Genomic DNA, 19,909 nt, shown 5'->3' on the forward strand with positions numbered 1-19,909 from the left:
TTACGTCGGGAACCGGCTTGTGGCCGGAAGCCCATTCTTTCATCAGTGCAACCACGGCGGACCCGGGGTTAGTTCGCGACCCGTCGCCTCGAATCCCGGCCCCTACCCGGCGCGCGACTCCAGCCACTCCACCAGGGTGCGGATCGGCACGCCGGTGCCGCCCTTGGGGGTGTAGTCGTGGACATCGCCCTGGTTCCAGGCCGGGCCGGCAACGTCGAGGTGCGCCCACGGGGTGCCGTCCGGCACGAACTCGCGGAGGAACAGGCCCGCAACCAGCATGCCGCCGTTGCGGTCGCCGGTGTTGGACAGGTCCGCCGCGTCGGAGTCGAGCGACTTGCGCAGCTCGTCCGGCAGCGGCATCGGCCAGGCCTGCTCGCCGGCGGCATCTGCCGCGGCCACCATCTCCTCGCGCAGGTCGTCGTCGTTCGACATCACCGCGTAGACGCGCGAGCCGAGCGCGACCAGCGCGGCACCGGTCAGGGTCGCGATGTCGACGATCGTGGTCGCGCCTTCTTCGCTGGCCCGCACGATCGCGTCGGCCATGACCAGCCGGCCCTCGGCGTCGGTGTTCATCACCTCGACGGTCTTGCCGCCGCGCATCGTGAGGATGTCCGACGGCCGGATCGCCGTACCGCTCGGCATGTTCTCGGCGCTCGCGACCCAGCCGACCACGTTGATCGGCAGCTTGAGCCGGGCGATCGCCTGCATGGTGCCGATGACCGCGGCCGCGCCGCCCATGTCGGCCTTCATCCACTCCATCGCGGTGGGCGGCTTGAGCGAAAGGCCGCCGGTGTCGAACGTGATGCCCTTGCCGACCAGGTGGATCGCCTTGCCACCGGCCGGGCCGCCGTTCCATGTGATCCGCACGAGCCGCGGCGGGTTGGCCGCGCCCTGGCCGACGCCGAGAATCCCGCCGTGACCGCCCTCGGCCAGCGCGACCTCGTCGAAGACCTCGACCTCACAGCCGGCCGGCCCGCACGCCTCGACCGCGGCCTCCGCGAGGTCCGCGGGGTGCAGGTCGGCGGCAGGGGTGTTGACCAGGTCGCGGCAGAGCGTCACCGCGTCGCCGATCGCGGTCGCGCGGTCGACCGCGTCCTTGGCCGCCTTGTCGCGAGGGTCGGGTACGACGATCGCCGCGCTCCCGACCGCGCGCTTGTGGTCCTTCTTGGAGGCGCGGCTGCGGTACCTGGTGAACGCGTAGCCGCCGAGCACGGCGCCCTCGGCGACCGGGCGGACGCCGTCGCCGTTCAGTGACCCGTTCACCGCGGCCAGCCCGGTCGCGATTCGGCGGGCGCCGGCCAGCGTGCGGACGGCGGTGCCGACCGCGCGGCGTACCGCCTCCTCCGAGTACTGACCGTCGCGCTTCGGGGCGTCGCCGAGGCCGACCGCGACCAGCAGCGGCGCCTTCGTCGCGCCCAGGGTCGGGACCTTGGTGATCTCGCCGGCCTTGCCGGTGGCGCCGAGCTCGGTCAACGCGGCCGTGAGGCGCTTCTTCATCGCCTTGTCGACGTCTCCGGCGCCCGGTGCGACGACCAGCGTGCCGTTGCGGTTCGCCACCCCGATCACGATCGCGTCGACGTTCGATTCGGCCAAGGAGGTGTTCGAAAGGGTGATTCGGGTCATGGGGGCGAATGCTAGCCCGCAACCGGTAGCGTCGCGGCTCGTGAGCGATGTCGCGGCACAATCTTCCCCGGTTCAGGGTCCGCTGGCCGATCGGCACGCTGCGCTCGGCGCGAAGATGGCCGAGTTCGGCGGCTGGTCGATGCCGCTGTCCTACGCGGGTGTGGTCGAGGAGCATCTGGCGACGCGTTCGGCGGTCGGTGTCTTCGACGTGAGCCACCTCGGCAAGCTGCTCGTCACGGGCCCTGATGCCGTCGGGTTCGTGAACTCGTGCTTCACGAACGACCTCGACCGGATCAGCGCGGGCCAGGCGCAGTACACGCTGTGCTGCGACGAGGAGACCGGCGGCGTCGTCGACGACCTGATCGTGTACCGCGGCGAGGAGGACGTCTTCGTCGTACCGAACGCGGGGAACAACGAGCGGGTGGCGGGGATGCTGCGCGAGGCCGCGCCGGCGGGCATCGAGGTCGCCGACCGGCACCGGGCGATCGCGACGATCGCGGTGCAGGGCCCGCGGTCGGCCGAGGTGCTCGACACCGTCGGGCTGCCGAGCGGCATGGACTACATGGCCTTCGAGCGGGTCGAGTGGCGCGGGCTGCCGGTGACCGTGTGCCGGACCGGCTACACGGGGGAGCACGGCTACGAGCTGCTGCCGCCGGCCGAGTCGGCCGGTGTCCTGTGGGACGCGGTGCTCGATGCTGCTCGCCCGATGGGCGGGATGCCGTGCGGGCTCGGCGCGCGCGACACCCTACGGACCGAGATGGGCTACCCGCTGCACGGGTCGGACCTCACGATCGCGGTCACGCCGGTCGAGGCCCGGCTCGGCTGGGCGGTCGGCTGGGACAAGCCGGCGTTCTGGGGGCGCGAGGTGCTGGCACGCGAGCGCGAGGTCGGTGCTCCCCGGCTGCTCTGGGGGCTGAAGAGCGAGGACCGCGGCATCCCGCGCCCGCACATGGCGGTGCGCTCGGCGGACGACGTCGACCTCGGCGAAGTCACGAGCGGGACGTTCTCGCCCACCCTGAAGGTGGGTATCGGGCTGGCCCTGCTCGCGCGATCCGTGAGCGACGGCGACGAGGTGCGGGTCGACGTACGCGGCAAGCCGTCCGCGATGCGCGTGGTCAAGCCGCCGTTCGTCACGCCGTCGGTGCGCTAGTGCCGATGCCTGCGCCGCGGCGGTACGACCGCATCCTCCTGATCGGGATGATGGGCGCGGGGAAGACCACGATCGGGCGCGCGCTGTCGAACCTGCTCGGGTGGCCGTACTTCGACAACGACGAGCTGCTGGCGCGCGCGGTGGGCAAGGACACCCGACGCGTGCAGGAGGAGGACGGCGTCTACGCCCTGCGCCGCGCCGAGTCGGCGGCGCTCGACGTCGCGCTGAACGAGGGCGGCCCGCTGATCGCCGGCGTGGCGGGAGGTGTCGTCACCGACCCGCTCGACCTGCAGCGGCTCACGACCGGCGGGTTCGTCGTGTGGCTACGGGCCGACGTCACGGTCCTCGCGAAGCGGGTGGCCGGCACCGACCGGCCGTGGCTCGGCTCCACGCCGGCGGTCGCGATGGCGCATCTGTACGCCGGGCGCGAGGCGCTCTACACGTCGGCGTCGACCTTCGTCGTCGACGAGGCGGACAACCCGCCCGAGCAGATCGCGCTGGAGATCGTGCAGGCGATGCAGGCAGCCGGCGTACCCAGCCCGCCGATGACCCGCTGATCCGTCGCGCTTGCCGCAGCGGCCGCCGCCCACACCCGCGGTGATCTTGACGTTGGTGGCGCACAAACGCGATTTGTGCGCCTCCAACGTCAAGATCACGGAGCAGGTTGGGGTTAGTTCAGGAGCACCTTGGGTGTGGCGGTCGCGCTGGTCAGCGTGAGCAGCTCGCGCTCGTCCTTGGTGGTCACGATGATCTTGCCGAGCGCGACGGTCATGTCGTAGCGCTCGTAAGTACGGGTCGAGAAGGTCACGTGTCCTGTCTTCGACAACTCACCGAGCCGGCCCTCGTCACATCCGTCCCGGGGCAACCACACCGCGTTCGACTTGTAGACGTACGGGATGTCCTCGCAGGTTCTCGTCGTCACCGGCTTCGCGCCAGACAGCGGCAGCAAGGTCATCTTGTCGCTGTCGAGATTGCATGCCGCGTATGTGGACGAGAGCCCGTTGCACTCCTCACCGGGGCTGGTCTTCGGGATCAGCGTTACCGGTCGATCGGGATGCGCGTACGGCGTGTAGATCGCCGCGCCGTCGCCGAAGTCGTCGGGATCCTCGGCGATCGCCAGATAACCGTCCGGGCCGGGGAGTACTCCGAACGGCACGCCGTTGGGGAACGGCTCGCCGAGTTCGGTTCGGGTGCCGTCGAAGGACACGGCGACCAGATGACCGACGCCGCCGTCGGACCGCTCGTACATCCAGCCGCCGGGAGTTGCGCCGGCGAAGTCCTCTCTCGTGACCAGATGCCCATGGGCGCCGGTCGAAAGGTTCCACCAGCGCAGCAGGTCGCCGGTCGCGGTCGGGTCGCCGTTGTCGAGCGGCGGCGGATTGACGACGACGACGGTCGACCCGGCGAGCGAGATCGAGGCATCCGTGCCGAGCTCGCCGAGCTGCTCCCGTTTACCGCTCGCGGTGAGTGCGCGGAGGACCGATGAGGAATACCTCGTGTATCTCGTCTGCAGCTTCGCGCTGGTCAGCTTCTCGTAGAGCAGCACCTTCGCCGAGCCCTCGAGCGGCACGTACCTCGTGTGCGCTCGCGGCGTGGAGGTAGAGGTCGTGGCTGCGGCCGCCGGGAAAGGTCCGGTCGCCATCGCGGCGGGCAAGGCCAGCATCGCTGCCGAAGCGAGCAGGGCGACAGCCCGTGCCGCGGACCATGTCAGCGGGAAGTGACGAGGACGAGCCATGTCCCTCCCACGTCCGGCCACCCTGCAAGGTTGACACCGAAGCCGAGCGGACGGAAGGTCGTCTTGTTGCGGCCGTCAACGAAGCGGCGGCCTGGCACGTTGGGCAGGCATGAAGCTCCGCACCACCATGTGGGCCGCTGCCGTGATCGGGGTTGCCTCGGCGGCAATCGGCCTCGCGCCATCGGCAGCGCTGGCCGACACACCCGCAGGGACCGCGATCAGCCCGGTCTCGACCCCGAGCGGGATCTCGCAGTTCCTCACCCCGCTCGCCGGCGAGCCGGGCCGCGTGATCTACGCGCAGACCCAGGTGCTCGGCAACGAGGTGCTGGGGAGCACCGAGCTCGAGGAGTACGACGGCTCCGGCCCGACGGTCGATCTCGGTCCCGGTTCAGTCGAGTACGCCGGGTACGGTGCGTCCTACTCGCTGGTCGGCCCGATCCTGAGCACTGGCCAGGAGGACTACCCCAGCACCGCCGTCCAGTGGTGGAACCTCGACGCGGACACGAGCGGCAGCGCGACCGTTCCGGGCAACTACCTCGGCTCGTCGTCGGACGGTTGGTACTACTACGCCGGCGGCCTGGTGTACGACGAGACGACGGCGGGCGTTTCCACTCTGGTCGGCCAGCCGTTCTCCTCGCTGAGCGCGGTCCTGTACACCGCCGACGTCGGACCGGATGGCATCGTGCTGGGCGACGGTGCCGGCGATCTCGTCTACATGACGGACGCCGGCGCGGTGACCACATTGCAGTCGCAGTGGAGCACCTACGCGCCGAAGGACCCCGCCAACGGTGTCTCGTGCAACGGCACCAACGGGACCTACACCGTGTGCACGGTCAGCCTCGATGGTGGCGACAGCGACAACACCGGAATCGTCGCTCAGCTGATCCCGTTGGACGGCTCGGCACCGCGCAAGGTCTCCGACGTCTGCATGGGCCAGGGCGCCTACCGACCGTCCGTGGCACTGACTGCGACGAACCTCGTCTGTGCGGACGTGGTGGTGAACAGCGAGCCGGTCGGTGGCGGCGCGACGTCGGTCTCGACGTACGAGGTGGGCGCGGGCATCGGCTATGAAGCGGCCCAAACCGTGGCGGCTTTCGGCAAGGCAGTCGTCGCCGATCCGTCGGACGACGCCCTGGAGACGGTGACCGATGCCGCCAGCAAGCCGACTACGTTGCTCACCGCCCCCAAGTCGGACGTGACCGTCGGCAGAATCGCCCTCACCTCCGGCGCAATCAGCTGGACGAGCGACCAGGTGCCGTCGGGGAGCAGCTCGAGCAGCTCCTCGGTCCGCACGCGGAACCTGTCACAAACATCAGGCTCGCTCACCGTAGGTTCGGCTTCCGTCACCTCGCCCCGATCTGCCTGGGACGGCATTGCGCGCTCCGGGCGGACGATCGCTGACGAGGTTCCTTCGGTGCACGACGGCCTCACGACGTACGCACTGCGGGTGACCACGCCGCACCGTACGACGACGGTGAACCACGTCGTGCACGACGCAACCCTCGTGTCCGGCAACGAGGTGCTGTACCAGAACGCCGAGTCGGCTCGCTCTCCCAAGCGGCACTACTTCCTGTTGAACGCAGTGACCGGCAAGTCGAGAGAGCTTCCACAGCTGGACGCGGTCGCGCAACAGACCTCGCAAGGCGCCGGTCACCCGGGCCTGCTCTGGGGCGACAAGGTTGTCTACCGCACGGCGAAGGGCGCGATCCACCTGCTCGACACGAAGACCGGCAAGGTCACGGTGGTTGCCAAGCCGGGTGACAACGAGGATCCGCAGATCTACGGCTCCTACGTTGCGTGGACCGCGGGTTCCGAGACGGGCACGGGCCACGGCGAGTTTCGCAATGTCGCGACCATGGCCAAGCCGATCGCGCTGCCGACCGGGACCCTCGTGCAGCAGCTGACCAACAGCGGCATCGTCACCAGTCACGCGAGCGACCCGATCGGCGGGTACTACGAAGACGAGCTCGTGCCGACGAAGTACTACCTGCGCGGATACGGATCGACGAACGACGAGACCGAGATCCTCGACGTACCGCACGCGCCGGTGCCGGCCGAGGTGAGCGACTCTGTGATCGCATGGATTGACGGCTCGTACGTTGCTCGTGCCGCAGCCATCTCACCGAAGGTGCTGCCGACGCCGCGCTATCTCGGTACGCCGTACGCGCCGGCCTCCATCACTCGGCACCGGACCTGGAAGACCAACCTGCCGTTCTCCGCAGTGCTCAAGACCTGCTCGGTCGCGATCGCGCACGAGGGCCACGTCATGGCGACGCTGTCGTGCGAGGCCGGCCCGATGCGGTACGGCGATGCCGTTGTCGCGTGGTCCGGCAAGCATGCGACTGGCAAGTACGTCTGGACCGCCCGCGTGACCGGCGCGAGCGGAACGACGACGAAGGCGACCGGCGCGATCACGGTGACGTGACCGGCTCCCGGCCACCTCGCTCAGCTTTTCGGTGATCTTGACGTTGGAGGCGCATAACCCATGAGTTATGCGCCTCCAACGTCAAGATCACGAACGGCTTGGGGTGTCGAAGGCGACCGGGGCGTCGAAGGCGGCGCGGCGGGCGACCCGTCGCAGCGCGGCGAGCACCGGGCCGCCGAGGGCGAGCACGAGTACGGCGTTACCCACGGCACGCGGGATGTCGAAGCCGAGCGAGCTGGTGAGGTCGAACCGGATCCAGCGGATCAGGTTGTCGCCGATCGGTGCACCCGGCTCGAACGCGACCTGGCTCGGCAGGTAGCGCGCGAACGGCCAGAACGACAGGTTGAGCACCAGCCCGTAGAGCAGGCCCGAGACCGCGCCGTACGCCGCGAGGATCGCCAGCTCGACCCGGCCGCGCGCCGCCGGCAGGCAGCCGGCGCCGAATCCGGTCCACGCGCAGCCGAGCATCTCGAACGGCAGCCAGGGCCCGACCTGGCCGGTCAGGAGCGCCGAGGCGAGCAGGGTGATCGCTCCGAGCACGAACCCGAATGACCGCCCGAACACCCGCCCGGCAGGGATCAGCAGGAAGAACACGAAGCTGAAGCCGGTCGCGCCGCCGGACAGCGGCCGTAACGCCGCGCCGCAGCCGGCGAGCACGCCGAGAACGGCGACCGCCTTCGCATCGATGCCGTGCTCGCTGACCTCCGCGAGCACGACCGCGAGCAGCAACGCGAGCAGCGCGATGAACAGCCACGGCGCATCGCCGGCGTGCGCGTCGGCCGAGCTCTGACCGGCGAGCCGCGAGTCGAGCAACGGCCAGCCGAAGCCCAGGAGGCCGACCACCGACGCGGCAACCAGTGCCAGTGCCGACCGCGGCCGGATTCGGACCGCAGCGACCGCCCGGGCAGGCACCGTGCTCACTGCGCGGCCGCCATCGCGAGCTGGACGTCGCCGATGGTGAGCAGTGGCAACGGCGCGAGCACCTTGGACACCTGCGGCGCGAACACCGGTGACGCCACCGCCACCTCGCGGGCGGGTCCGTCGCTCACGATCTCGCCGTCCGCGAGCACGACCATCCGGTCGGCGACTTCGGCGACCAGCTCGACATCGTGCGTCGCCACGACGACCGCGTGCCCGCTGCCCGCGAGCCGTCGCAGGATCGCGATCAGCCGGCGCTTGGTTGCGTAGTCCAGCCCGCGGGTGGGCTCGTCGAGCGCCAGGACCGCGGGTTCGGCAGCGAGTACGACGGCGAGGACCAGCGCGAGGCGCTGCCCCTCGGACAGGTCGCGCGGGTGCTGCCCGCCCTCGACGCCGGGGGCGAGGTCGTCGAGTAGGGCACGCGTTGTGCCCGCGCTGCTGCCCGCGTCCCGGTCGGCGTCCGCGCACTCGGCATCGACGCTCTGGGCCCACAGCAGATCGGCCGGCTCCTGCGGGACGAGTCCGACCCGTCCGCTGACCGTGACCGATCCCGCCGCCGGCCGGCGGATGCCAGCCATCGTCGCGAGCAGCGTGGACTTGCCCGCGCCGTTGCGGCCCATCACCGCGAGCACCTCGCCCGGGTGCAGGTCCAGGTCGATCGCGCGGAGCACGGGAACGCCGTCGTACGACGTGACCAGCCCGTGGGCGCGCGCCACCGGCTCGGTCGCGGTGCGGGAGAGGGGAGCGCCGACGTGCCGCTCGAGGGTTTCGCGTAGGGGGGCAGCGGCGCGCCGCGCGTCGCGGATGGACAGCGGCAGCGGCGACCAGCCGACCAGCCGGCCGAGGTCGACGATCGGTGGCGCCACCGGGCTGTCGCGAAGGATGTCGGCGGGCGGCCCGGTGCGGATGCCTTCCGGGCCGAGCAGGGCGATCCGGTCGGCGTACTGCACCACACGCTCGAGCCGGTGCTCGCAGATCAGCACCGTCATCCCGAGGTCGTGAACCAGCCGGGTCATCGCGGCGAGCACGTCCTCCGCGGCGGCGGGGTCGAGGGCCGAGGTCGGCTCGTCGAGGACCAGCACGGCGGGATGTACGGCGAGCACCGACCCGATCGCCACCCGCTGCTGCTCGCCGGCCGACAGTGACAGCAACGTGCGGTCCCGCAGCTCGAACAGGCCGAGCAGGTCCAGCGTCTCCTCCACGCGCCGCCGCATCACCGCGGGGTCGATGCCGAGCGACTCCATGCCGTATGCCAGCTCGTCCTCGACGACATCGGTGACGAACCCGGCGAGCGGATCCTGCCCGACGTACCCGACCACGTCGGCCAGCTCGCGCGGAGGTGACGTCCGGGTGTCCCGACCCGCGACCAGCACTCGGCCGGCCAGCCGACCGCCGGTGAAGTGCGGCACCAGGCCGTTGACGCACTTGAGCAGCGTCGACTTGCCGGCGCCGGTCGGGCCGATCACGAGGACCAGCTCGCCCTCGGTCACGTCGAAGGAGATGTGCTCGAGCGCGGGCCAGGCGGCGTCGGGATAGGTGACGGTGACGTCCTCGAAGCTGATCATCCGACCCCCACCACGCTGGGTTGAGCGGCTGGCGCCGGCCGGCTTGGGCGGATCGGGCGCGGGCGAGGCAGCGGCGGTGCAACCCACGCCGGTAGCAGCGCGAGCAGCAGGCCGAGCGCGGGCAGCAGCGGAAGTCCGGGCGCAACCAACGGGGACGTGGACGGCGCGAGTGCGGACGCCGGCCCGAGACACAGTGCAACCGCGGCGGCGAGCCCGGTCCCCGCGACCAGCCACTCGGGCCAGCGCCACGGGTCGGGTCGGTAGCGGGTCCGGCCGCCGCGGCGGGCGCCGAGGGCGAAGCCGGCCGCGGTCAGCGCAGCGCCGACGACGAGCAGCGGTACGCCGAGCCCGCTCGGAGCCGACCGCTCGACCAGCCCGTAGCTGCTCGCGACCATTGCCAGCAACCCGATGAGCGTGAGCCCTGCCGTGGCCCGCCGGACTGCCGCCGGCGTCGCGCCTCGCCGGCCGAAACCGCGGGCGTCCAACGCCGCCGCTAGGTCCACCGAGCGTTCGAGGGCGCCCTCGAGCACCGGGATCGCGATGCCGCGGATCCGGCGCAGACCGCGGTCGGAGCGGCCGCGGATCCGCCGCGCGGTGCGCAGCCGGCCGACCGCGGCCACCGCTTGCGGGGCGACTGCGAGGGCGACCGTGATCGCGACGCCGGCCTCGTAGAGCGCGCCGGGCAGCGACTTCAGCAGCCGGCGCGGGCTGGTCAGCGCGTTGGCAGCGCCGATGCAGCAGAAGATGACGCCGAGCCGCAGGCCGTCGTACGACGAGGCGAGCACGCCCTCCAGCGTGATCGGCCCGCCGATCCGCACTCCTGCCATCCAGGACGGCAACGGGAGCACGGGCAGCCGGACGATGACGTGCGCGCCCGGCTGGCTGCCCAGCAGCGCGTAGAGCGCGACCCGGATGACGATCGCGAGCAATCCGACCTTCAGGAACATCGCGTACGACGCGCTCCACGGCGTCGCCGGTCGCCGCGCCGCGACGACGTACCCCGTGATCGCGACGATCGCCACCAGCAGGATCGGGTTGGTCGTGCGGCTGGCCGCGACCGCGAGGGCGGCCGCCCAGAGCCACCAGGCACCGGGGTGCAGCATCCGCGGCAGCCGGTGCCCGGTCACGGCAGCCGTCCCGAACGCCGGAACCGCCGGACTGCGAGCCCGCCGATCACGGCGATGGCGACCAGGCCGATGACGATCGGAATCCAGTCGGTGTGGCCGGCGGCGCGGACCGTCCCGGACAGCACGACGCTCGAAGGGCTCGCGCTCGGTGCCGAGCCGGCCGGCGTTGCGTGCATCCGCGGTTTCGAACGGTGATCGGAACCTCGACCCTTGCTCCTGTGCTTGGTCGGCGGCGACGCGGACGGCGCGGCGGTCCGGCTCGAGACGGCAGCGCTCGGCGACGAGCTCGGTTGCGAGTGATGGGCCGATGGATGCGGGGACGGCGACGCAGTCGGGGACGCGCTCGCTGCCGGCTTGCAGATCTCGGCGTACGGCACGTTGTCCGGTGTGCGCGGCGTGCCGTCGTCGTACACCCACCCTTCGGTGGACTTGTTCACCGGTTGGTACGTCGACGGGCCCTCGCTGCTGTAGACCCACTTCGTCGAGCCGGGGGCGCGGTGGAAGTACGCCCAGTAGTGGGTGTCGTCGATGTCCGCGCAGCCGGACTTCGGCAACCCGTCGATCGTGCAGAGCAGCCCGTCGCTGCGGAAGCCGACGCTGTGACCCGCGGCCTGCAGCACGTCGACTCCGGTCGCGCCCTTATGGACCTTCGCACAGCTCGTGCTGACGTCGCTGCCGAGCGAGCGGGCGTCGACGACGAGTGCGACGCAGATCGTCGTTGCTTTACCGGCCGCGTGCGGCGCGGTCGAGCGGTCCGCGGCCACGGCCGCGCCGGGCATGACGGTCGCTACTGCAGCGACTGCCAGGCCGAGCGCGAGCCGATGGCGCGAACCGGTCATGGACTCCTTACTTCCGCTTCGCCGTGCAGGCCAGCACCGGAGCGGCCTTGGCGGCTCCGGTCTTGGTGATCCGTGCAAGCGGCTTGCCGGCCAGGGCCTGCGCCGCCTGGCTGGTGGCGAGTAAGGCGGCGGCGTCGTAGCTGCCCTGGTACCTCACCGCGCCGCGCCGGGCGACCCGGCCCGTGCACCCCACCTGGTGCTTCTCGAGCCACTTCTGCGGCTTGGTCGCGCTCTTGCCGCCCGCGATCAGCGCTTGCACCGCGAGTGCGGTCGAGTTGGCGTTCGCCGGCGTGCCGAACCCGCCGCCGCTGTGCTCGGCCCGCTTCAGCCAGGTGAGCCCGAGCGTCGCTGCTGTGTGGTCGCGCGCAGCGAGCAGCGCCTGGACGGCGTACCCGGTCGAGTCGACGTCCTTGACCGCCTTGCAGGCGGTGGCCGGGTCGGACTCCAGCTCGGTCGGGTAGCCGCCGTCGCCGCACTGCTGGGCGGCAAGGAAGCTGACCGCGGCGGCGTCGGGAGCGTCGGCAGCGTGCGGGCTGTTCGCCAGGCCGAGGACGGCGAGCGCCTGCCCGACCGTCGAGAAGTAATCGAAGCTCGGCTTGGTGCCCTTCTGGTTCTGCTGGAACTCGCCCGGCGCTGCGCCGCGAACGCCTTCCGTCGCCTTGACCGCGTTGACCAGGTTCAGCCCGCCGAAGGAGTGCACGTCGACCCGCTGCGCCTCGGCAACCAGCAGCAGCTTGCCGAATGCTCCGGGGTCGTAGGTCGCAACGGAATGGCCGGCGTAGGCCTTGACGTGTGCTTCGAGGTAGCGAGTCGCTCGCGCGGCTGCGGCCTGCGCGACGTGCGCCGCATCCATCGACAAGATCGCGTCGGCCGTCTCGCCGTAGTTGACATAGACGATGGTCTTCTTGCCGGAGACGTAGCTGCCGTCGAGATGGTCGTGGTGCTTGCCGATCAGCGACCGGGCAAGGAAGCCGGCGGCCGCGGCGGCCGGGCGCTTCGTCTTCGTCGCGTGGTGTGCGGCGGCGGGGGCCTTCGGTCGGGCAATGGCCGAGCCGGTGGCGCCGAGCGAGGCGACCGCGACCCCGCTCAGGGCCGCCAGCACGGCGGTACGTCGGATCAGGTTCACGCGTCCTCCTGGTGGGCGAGGACGCGGGGTCGGCTCCGAGCCACCTCCGGCACGCGAACGCCCTCGCGGCGCAGCCGATCGGCTACGACGAGAGGGCGGTTGACGGGCGGTGTCGCCCGGGCTCCGCCCGCGTTCCTCGACGGTTGTCATGGAGCCCTCGCCGAACGCGGGTATCCCGGCTCGCCTCAGGATCGAGGCCTACGGTTGCGGGTCAGCGCCGGACTTCGACCGGCTTCCCCCGCCCACGGCGATTGCCTCCCGATCGGATCACACCCGTGTCGGCGGCGTCAACGCGGGGGTGGCGTGCGCGGATGCCACTACCGTGGCGCGGTGGGCTGGACCTGGCGGTATGAGAACGAGGCCGGCGACGTCCTCGATCCGGATGACGCGCCGATGACCGAGAACTTCCCGACCCAGGGCGACGCGGAGACCTGGCTGGGCGAGAGCTGGCGCCAGCTGCTCGCGGCGGGCGTCGACGCCGTTGTACTCCTCGAGGACGGCCGCGAGGTCTACGGCCCGATGAGCCTGCACGCGGAGTAAGCCGCGCGGCTCGAAGAGCCGCCGCCCAAACCCTCGCTCACGGAAGAGCGTGGGTGGGTCGCCGGGTTTGAAGCCGGGCGGGTGGTGAGGGGAAGATGCGCGGATGAGTGTTGTCAAAGCTGCCATTACCCAGGTCGCCTGGACCGGTGACAAGGACACGATGATCAAGCGTCACGAAGCGCTGGCTCGCGACGCTGCCGCCGCCGGCGCACAGATCATCGGGTTCCAGGAGCTGTTCTACGGGCCGTACTTCGGGATCGTCCAGGACCAGAAGTACTACTCCTACGTCGAGCCGATCCCCGGGCCGACGACCGAGCGCTTCCAGGCCCTCGCCAAGGAGCTCGGCCTGGTCATCGTGCTGCCGATCTACGAGGTCGCCAACGAGGGGGAGTACTACAACACCGCGGCGGTGATCGACGCCGACGGCAGCCTGCTCGGCCGCTACCGCAAGCACCACATCCCGCACCTGCCGCAGTTCTGGGAGAAGTTCTACTTCCGGCCCGGCAATCTCGGTTATCCGGTGTTCGACACCGCGGTCGGCCGGGTCGGCGTTTACATCTGCTACGACCGGCACTTCCCCGAGGGCTGGCGCGAGCTCGGGCTGAACAACGCCCAGATCGTGTTCAACCCGTCCGCGACCAAGCCCGGACTGTCGAACCGGCTGTGGGAGATCGAGCAGCCGGCCGCGGCCGCGGCCAACCAGTACTTCATCGCCGCCAACAACCGGATCGGGATCGAGTCGGAGGAGTTCGGCGACGAAGCGGTGAAGTTCTACGGGTCGAGCTACTTCGTCGGCCCGCGCGGCACCTACGTCGGTGACGTCGCGTCGACCGACCAGGAGGAGCTGGTGATCCGGGACCTCGACCTCGACGAGATCCTGCACGCGCGCAACGACTGGCAGTTCTACCGCGACCGGCGCCCCGACTCCTACACGAAGACGAGCGCACCGTGACCGTTCTCATCAAGGGCGGCACGGTGGTCAGCTCGACCGGCTCGGCCGAGCAGGACGTCCTCGTCGACGGCGAGCGGATCGCCGCGGTCCTCGCGCCGGGGTCGGGCGCGCTCGGCGACCTGGCCGCCTCCGCGGAGCGGGTGATCGACGCGTCCGGGAAGTACGTCATCCCGGGCGGCGTCGACGGTCACACGCACATGGAGATGCCGTTCGGCGGGACCTACGCCTCGGACACCTTCGAGACCGGCACTCGCGCCGCGGCATGGGGTGGTACGACGACGATCGTCGACTTCGTCGTGCAGGCGCACGGTCAGAGAGTGCTGGACCAGCTCGCGCTCTGGCACGACAAGGCCGGCGGCAACTGCGCGATCGACTACGCGTTCCACCAGATCATCGGCGAGGTCGACGACGACTCGCTGAAGGCGATGGACGCCCTGATCGACGAAGGTGTCACCAGCTTCAAGCTCTTCATGGCGTATCCCGGCGTGTTCCTCTCCAGCGACGGCCAGATCGTCCAGGCGATGCAGGCCGCGGCCGGCAACGGCGGGCTGATCATGATGCACGCCGAGAACGGTTCGGCGATCGACGTACTCGTGCAGCAGGCGCTGGCCCGCGGCGAGACCGCGCCGTACTACCACGGCGTGACGCGGCCCTGGCAGACCGAGCAGGAGGCGACCCACCGTGCGGTGATGCTCGCCGACATGACCGGGGCTCCGCTGTACGTCGTTCACGTCTCGGCGAAGCAGGCGCTCGAGCGGATCGCCGAGGCGCGCAACGCCGGGCAGAACGTCTTCGGCGAGACCTGCCCGCAGTACCTCTACCTCTCGCTCGAGGAGAACCTCGGTGCGCCGGGCTTCGAGGGTGCGAAGTGGGTGTGCTCGACGCCGCTGCGGTCGCGCGCCGAGGGCCACCAGGACGAGCTGTGGCGCTACCTCCGCACCGGCGACGTCACCACCGTGTCGACCGACCACTGCCCGTTCTGCATGAAGGACCAGAAGGAGATGGGGATCGGCAACTTCGCGAAGATCCCCAACGGCATCGGCTCGGTCGAGCACCGGATCGACCTGCTCTACCAAGGTGTCGTCGACGGCCGGATCTCGCTGGAGCGCTGGGTCGACGTCTGCTGTGCGTCGCCGGCGCGGATGTTCGGGTTGTACGGCCGCAAGGGCGTGATCGCCCCGGGCGCCGACGCCGACATCGTTGTCTACGACCCGAACGGCCACACCAGCATCGGCATCGGCGAGGGCCGCACCCACCACATGAACATGGACTACTCCGCGTGGGAGGGCTACGAGATCGACGGGCACGTCGACGTCGTGATGTCGCGCGGTCGCGTCATCGTCGACGACGGCAACTACACGGGCGACAAGTCGCACGGCCAGTTCGTGAAGCGCGGCCTGTCCCAGAACCTCATCTAGAGACGGGACACCAAAGCTCATGGACTTCGGCGTCGTACTGCAGACCGACCCGCCCGCGTGGCGGGTGGTCGACCTTGCTCGTGAGGCCGAGCAGTACGGCTTCACGCACATGTGGACCTTCGACTCGCACCTGCTGTGGCAGGAGCCGTTCGTCATCTACAGCCAGGTGCTCTCCGCGACCCATCGGATGAAGGTCGGCCCGATGGTCACGAACCCCGCCACGCGGGACTGGACCGTCACCGCGTCGTTGTTCGCGACCCTCAACGACATGTTCGGCAACCGGACCGTGTGCGGGATCGGCCGGGGCGACTCGGCGGTTCGCGTCATCAACGGCGCACCGGTGTCGCTCAAGACGCTGCGCGAGGCGATCGAGGTGATCCGGCCGCTGGCCAACGGCGGGCAGGCGGACTACAAGGGCAGCCGGCTGCAGTTCCCCTGGGGCGCCGGCTCGCAGCTTCCGATCTGGGTCGCTGCCTACGGGCCGATGGCGCTCGCGCTCGCCGGCGAGGTCGGCGACGGTTTCATCCTGCAGCTCGCCGACCCCGACATCACGGCCTGGTCGATCCAGGCAGTGCGGACCGCTGCAGAGGCGGCCGGCCGCAACCCCGACGACCTGACGATCTGCGTCGCCGCCCCGGCGTACGTCACGGATGGTTCGGACACCGGCCTGGACCACGCCCGCAACCAGTGCCGATGGTTCGGGGGAATGGTCGGCAACCACGTCGCGGACATCGTCGCGAGGTACGGCGCCGACGGCGCGGCCGTGCCGAAGGCGCTGTCCGACTACATCGCCGGCCGGCAGGGCTACGACTACAACCAGCACGGCAAGGCCGGCAGCGAGCACACCGACTTCGTACCGGACGAGGTGATCGACCGGTTCTGCCTGCTCGGCCCGGTCGACGCGCAGATCGCGCAGCTCGAGCAGCTGCGGTCGCTCGGCGTCGACCAGTTCGCGCTGTACCTCCAGCACGACGCGAAGGGCGCAACCCTCGCGGCGTACGGCGATCAGGTGATCCCGGCCGTCAACGCGCGGGCCAGCACCAAGACCTGAGCGGAGGCCGACTCGCCGCCGCCGAGAGGCGGAGTCAGGAGCAGCGCGTGGCGACGTCGGCGCGCAGCGCCTCGAGGCGTACTGCCGCCTCTGCCCGAGCCGCCGCGAGCCCGGCCATGCCGGTCGGCTCGGTGCTGACCTCCAGGTAGGCCTTGAGCTTCGGCTCCGTGCCGCTCGGCCGCAGCACGACCCTGCCGTGCGGCCCGAGCCGCACGACCAGCCCGTCGGTCGGCGGCAGGCCACGGTCACCCTTTGCGAGATCGATCACTTCTGTGACCGCGTGCCCGCCGAGCTCGGTCGGTGGCTCGCGCCGCCATGAGTCCACCACCGCGGCCAGCGTCTGGATGCCGTCCGGGCCTTCAGCGCGCCGGGACCACTGGCTGGTCAGGTGGACGCCGAGCCGCGCGGACAGCTCGTCCAACCGGTCGAGCAGGCTGCCGCCCCGCGCGCGGGCGATCGCGGCCATCTCCGCGACCACGAGCGCGGCGCTCATCCCGTCCTTGTCCGCGACGACATCGCCGATCGTGTAACCGAGCGCTTCTTCGTAGCCGAAGACCAGGTGATACCCCGGGCGGTTGCGAGCAGCGCGTGCGATCCACTTGAAGCCGGTCAGGGTCTCCTCGTAGGCGACGCCCGTGTCGGCGGCGAGCTTCGAGAGCATCGAGGACGACACCACCGTCGTCGCGACCAGCCGGCCGGGCCCTTCGGTCACCTCGATCCGCCGGTCCGCGAGCAGGATGCCGAGCTCGTCACCGGTCAAGGCCCGCCACCGACCGTCGCGCCCCGGCACCGCCACCGCCAGCCGGTCGGCATCAGGGTCGTTGGCGATGACGATGTCAGCGCCCGCTGACTCGGCGAGGGCGATCGCCAGGTCCAGCGCGCCCGGCTCCTCAGGGTTCGGGAACGGCACGGTCGGAAAGTCCGGATCGGGCTCGGCTTGCTCGGCAACGACCCGAGGCGGCTCGAACCCGGCCTCGACCAGCAGGCCGGGCGTCACCTTGCCGCCGACCCCGTGCAGGGGCGTGTAGGCGATCCGCAGCTCTCGTGGCGCCGCCGGGTCGAGCATTCCGAGCACCGCTGCCCGGTACGCCGGCAGGATCTGCCCGGCGATCCCGGGCACCGCGGCCGCGGCTTCCGGGTCCGGAGCCGGTACGTCGGCAGCGGCCGCCGCCTCGGCGATCAGCCGGTCGTCGGGCGGGATGATCTGCGAGCCGTCGCCGGCGTAGACCTTGTACCCGTTGTCGGCGGCCGGGTTGTGGCTCGCGGTGACGACGATGCCGGCGGCCGCGCCCAGGTGGCGCACCGCGAAGGCGGTGATCGGCGTCGGCAGTGCCTCCTCGATCACGTGCGGCGTGACGCCGAGCGCCACGAGGACATCGACCGTGTCGGCGGCGAACGTCGCCGAGCCGTGCCGCGCGTCCCGCCCCACGACGACGCCCGCGGCCGCCGCATCAGCCCCGCGGTCGCTCACCCACCGGGCGACCCCCGCGGTCGTGCGCCGGACCACGAGGCGGTTCATCCGGGCCGGTCCGCCGCCGAGCTCGCCGCGCAGGCCCGCCGTACCGAACGCGAGCGGGTGGGCGAACCGGGCCTCGATGGCGTCGGTGTCCCCGGCCTCGAGCAAGCCGGTCAGCTCGATGCGGGTCTGCGGGTCGGGATCGCTTCCGACCCACGCCTCGACCTCGGCACGCAGGCCGGCCGGGACGTCGGCCGGCGTCACAGCCGGGTGATCACGTCGGAGATCAGCCGGGCGAGCCCGGGGGCGGCCGCCGCGCCCGCCTCGAGCACCTCCCCGTGCGCGAGCGGTTCTCCGGTCACCCCTGCCGCCGCGTTGGTGACGAGCGAGAGCCCGAGAACCTCGGCGGACAGATGCCGAGCCGCGATCGCCTCGAGCACCGTGGACATCCCGACCAGGTCGGCCCCGGCGGTCCGCAGCATCGAGATCTCGGCCGGCGTCTCGTAGTGCGGGCCGTTCAGCGCTGCGTAGACGCCGTCGACCAGCCCCGGGTCGACCGCTCGAGCGAGCGCACGCAGGCGCGGCGACCAGCAGTCGGTCAGGTCGACGAACCGCGGGCCGTAGCGCACCGGAGGCGGCGGCCCGCCCAGCGGCGAACGACCGGTGAGGTTGAGGTGATCGCGGATGAGGACGGTCTGCCCGACCCGGTACGCCGGGTCGATGCCGCCCGCGGCGTTGGTGAGGATCACCACGCCAGCACCGGCGAGCACCGCCATCCGCACCGGGTGCACGACCTCGGCCGGTGAGCGGCCCTCGTAGAGGTGCACGCGCCCGACGAGGACCAGCACCGGCGTACCGGAGATCTCGACCGACCGGGCGCGACCCTGGTGACCCGCCACGGTCGGCGGGACGAAACCGGGCAGATCGGTGGTGACCACCTCGGATCGGAGCTCGCCGAGGGTGTCCGCCGCGTCCTGCCAGCCCGATCCCAGCACGACGGCGACCTGGTGGCGGTCGACGCCGGTCCGCTCGGCGAGCTCGGACGCGGCCGCCTCAGCCGCCGCAAAAGTGTCGAGGTCGGTCGCCGTCACGCTGCGCGACGCTACCGCAGTCGGCCGGCGTCATCGGGTGATCGGACGGCAGCATCCGGGCAATCGGGACCGACCCGGCGACGCGGCGGTGTGTTCATTCAACTGTGACCTGTCTCTGTCCACCGGCGGGGTGTATGGTCACCGACCAACCACGGGACGTGGCCGCTGGTGTTGGTGCGCCCAAACCGAGCCAGAACCGCGTGCGGTCGAGGGGACTGCACTACCGGATGGGCCCTCGAAGGAGGAATTGGTGAGGTCTCAGGACAACGACGTTCGCGGGCGAACCCGCTGGTTCGCACTCACTGGTCTGTTTGCCGTGGTCGCCGTCATCGCGGCGGCATGTGGCGGTACGTCGACCGGCAGCGGCGGCGGCTCGTCGAGCTCGCCCGCGGCCAGCAGCCCGGCGGCGGCGGCGTCCTCGCCGTCTTCGAGCAAGTTCCTCGCCTGCGAGGTCACGGACACCGGCGGCATCAACGACCGCTCGTTCAACGCCTCGGCGTACGCCGGGCTCAAGGTCGCGGCGCAGAAGGTGCCCGGCCTGACCTACACCTACCTGCAGTCGAACTCGACGAGTGACTACACGCCGAACATCAACACGCTGATGGGCCGGCACTGCGGCATCATCATCACGGTCGGCTTCGACATGGCGAACGCGACCGAGAAGGCGGCGAAGAAGAACCCGTCGCAGAAGTTCGCGATCGTCGACTTCAGCTACTCGCCGAACATCAGCAACATCCTGGGCCTGACCTACGAGACCAACCAGGACGCGTTCCTCGGTGGCTACCTCGCGGCTGCGATGAGCAAGTCCGGCAAGGTCGGAACGTTCGGTGGCCAGGACATCCCGCCGGTCACGATCTACATGGACGGCTGGGTTGCGGGCGTCCGCTACTACA

At 70.9% G+C, this 19,909-nt stretch carries 17 protein-coding genes and 1 riboswitch; of the genes, 8 read left to right on the forward strand and 9 right to left on the reverse strand.

From position 1 onward, the window contains the following. Positions 1–102: 102 nt before the first annotated feature. Positions 103–1,623 (reverse strand): leucyl aminopeptidase, encoded by a 1,521-nt coding sequence (locus VME70_10775; GenBank protein HTW20681.1) that lies wholly within the window; start codon positions 1,621–1,623, stop codon positions 103–105. Positions 1,624–1,663: 40 nt separating this feature from the next. Between VME70_10775 and gcvT the strand changes: the two genes are divergently transcribed. Together gcvT and VME70_10785 are read left to right on the forward strand one after the other, a co-directional pair. Beyond that, positions 1,664–2,773 carry a glycine cleavage system aminomethyltransferase GcvT gene (gcvT, locus tag VME70_10780; protein HTW20682.1) on the forward strand — a complete coding sequence of 370 codons (1,110 nt, stop codon included), beginning with the start codon at positions 1,664–1,666 and terminating at the stop codon, positions 2,771–2,773. Between the two features lie 5 nt (positions 2,774–2,778). Next, on the forward strand, positions 2,779–3,330 hold the full coding sequence (locus VME70_10785; GenBank protein HTW20683.1) for a shikimate kinase: 552 nt from the start codon (positions 2,779–2,781) through the stop codon (positions 3,328–3,330). 113 nt (positions 3,331–3,443) lie between these two features. On the opposite strand, the gene VME70_10790 is transcribed toward VME70_10785, so the two are convergent. Continuing rightward, the gene (locus VME70_10790; protein HTW20684.1) at positions 3,444–4,415 is read right to left on the reverse strand and encodes a hypothetical protein; all 972 of its coding nucleotides are present in this window, start codon (positions 4,413–4,415) and stop codon (positions 3,444–3,446) included. A 202-nt stretch (positions 4,416–4,617) separates the two neighbouring features. On the opposite strand from VME70_10790, the gene VME70_10795 reads away from it, so the two are divergent. After that, positions 4,618–6,933: a hypothetical protein gene (locus VME70_10795; GenBank protein HTW20685.1), complete on the forward strand. Its 2,316-nt coding sequence runs from the start codon at positions 4,618–4,620 to the stop codon at positions 6,931–6,933. Between the two features lie 87 nt (positions 6,934–7,020). Here VME70_10795 and VME70_10800 read toward each other — a convergent pair whose 3' ends face one another. From VME70_10800 to VME70_10820, 5 genes are read right to left on the reverse strand one after another with little or no spacing between them, the layout of a single operon-like run. Then, entirely contained in the window at positions 7,021–7,854 is an 834-nt protein-coding gene (locus VME70_10800; GenBank protein ID HTW20686.1) for an ECF transporter S component, read from the reverse strand. Next, positions 7,851–9,416: an ATP-binding cassette domain-containing protein gene (locus tag VME70_10805; GenBank protein HTW20687.1), complete on the reverse strand. Its 1,566-nt coding sequence runs from the start codon at positions 9,414–9,416 to the stop codon at positions 7,851–7,853. Before VME70_10805 ends, VME70_10800 begins: the two co-directional genes overlap by 4 nt. Continuing rightward, the gene (locus VME70_10810; protein HTW20688.1) at positions 9,413–10,543 is read right to left on the reverse strand and encodes a CbiQ family ECF transporter T component; all 1,131 of its coding nucleotides are present in this window, start codon (positions 10,541–10,543) and stop codon (positions 9,413–9,415) included. Before VME70_10810 ends, VME70_10805 begins: the two co-directional genes overlap by 4 nt. Beyond that, positions 10,540–11,382, reverse strand: coding sequence for a hypothetical protein (locus VME70_10815; GenBank protein ID HTW20689.1), 843 nt, complete (start codon positions 11,380–11,382; stop codon positions 10,540–10,542). Before VME70_10815 ends, VME70_10810 begins: the two co-directional genes overlap by 4 nt. A 7-nt stretch (positions 11,383–11,389) precedes the next feature. Next, complete coding sequence (locus VME70_10820; GenBank protein ID HTW20690.1) at positions 11,390–12,508, reverse strand: hypothetical protein; 1,119 nt, start codon at positions 12,506–12,508, stop codon at positions 11,390–11,392. A 147-nt stretch (positions 12,509–12,655) separates the two neighbouring features. Continuing rightward, positions 12,656–12,776, reverse strand: a riboswitch (cobalamin riboswitch). Between the two features lie 62 nt (positions 12,777–12,838). Here VME70_10820 and VME70_10825 point away from each other — a divergent pair. From VME70_10825 to VME70_10840, 4 genes are all read left to right on the forward strand, one after another. After that, on the forward strand, positions 12,839–13,048 hold the full coding sequence (locus tag VME70_10825; GenBank protein HTW20691.1) for a hypothetical protein: 210 nt from the start codon (positions 12,839–12,841) through the stop codon (positions 13,046–13,048). A gap of 103 nt (positions 13,049–13,151) precedes the next feature. Next, positions 13,152–14,000: a nitrilase-related carbon-nitrogen hydrolase gene (locus tag VME70_10830; GenBank protein HTW20692.1), complete on the forward strand. Its 849-nt coding sequence runs from the start codon at positions 13,152–13,154 to the stop codon at positions 13,998–14,000. Further along, positions 13,997–15,418, forward strand: a complete 1,422-nt coding sequence (gene hydA / locus VME70_10835) for a dihydropyrimidinase (protein ID HTW20693.1) — start codon at positions 13,997–13,999, stop codon at positions 15,416–15,418. The genes VME70_10830 and hydA overlap by 4 nt, the downstream gene beginning before the upstream one ends. 19 nt (positions 15,419–15,437) lie before the next feature. Then, a complete protein-coding gene (locus tag VME70_10840; GenBank protein HTW20694.1) occupies positions 15,438–16,469 on the forward strand; it encodes a TIGR03842 family LLM class F420-dependent oxidoreductase in 1,032 nt (343 codons plus the stop codon). 34 nt (positions 16,470–16,503) lie between these two features. On the opposite strand, the gene VME70_10845 is transcribed toward VME70_10840, so the two are convergent. Together VME70_10845 and VME70_10850 are read right to left on the reverse strand one after the other, a co-directional pair. Beyond that, complete coding sequence (locus VME70_10845; GenBank protein HTW20695.1) at positions 16,504–18,189, reverse strand: phospho-sugar mutase; 1,686 nt, start codon at positions 18,187–18,189, stop codon at positions 16,504–16,506. Then, positions 18,186–19,016: a purine-nucleoside phosphorylase gene (locus VME70_10850; GenBank protein HTW20696.1), complete on the reverse strand. Its 831-nt coding sequence runs from the start codon at positions 19,014–19,016 to the stop codon at positions 18,186–18,188. The genes VME70_10845 and VME70_10850 overlap by 4 nt, the downstream gene beginning before the upstream one ends. Before the next feature lie 250 nt (positions 19,017–19,266). Here VME70_10850 and VME70_10855 point away from each other — a divergent pair. Continuing rightward, positions 19,267–19,909: BMP family ABC transporter substrate-binding protein (locus VME70_10855; GenBank protein ID HTW20697.1), on the forward strand; the 643-nt coding region annotated here is incomplete at its 3' end.

The organism is Mycobacteriales bacterium, from assembly GCA_035504215.1.
GTDB lineage: Bacteria > Actinomycetota > Actinomycetes > JAFAQI01 > JAFAQI01 > DATAUK01.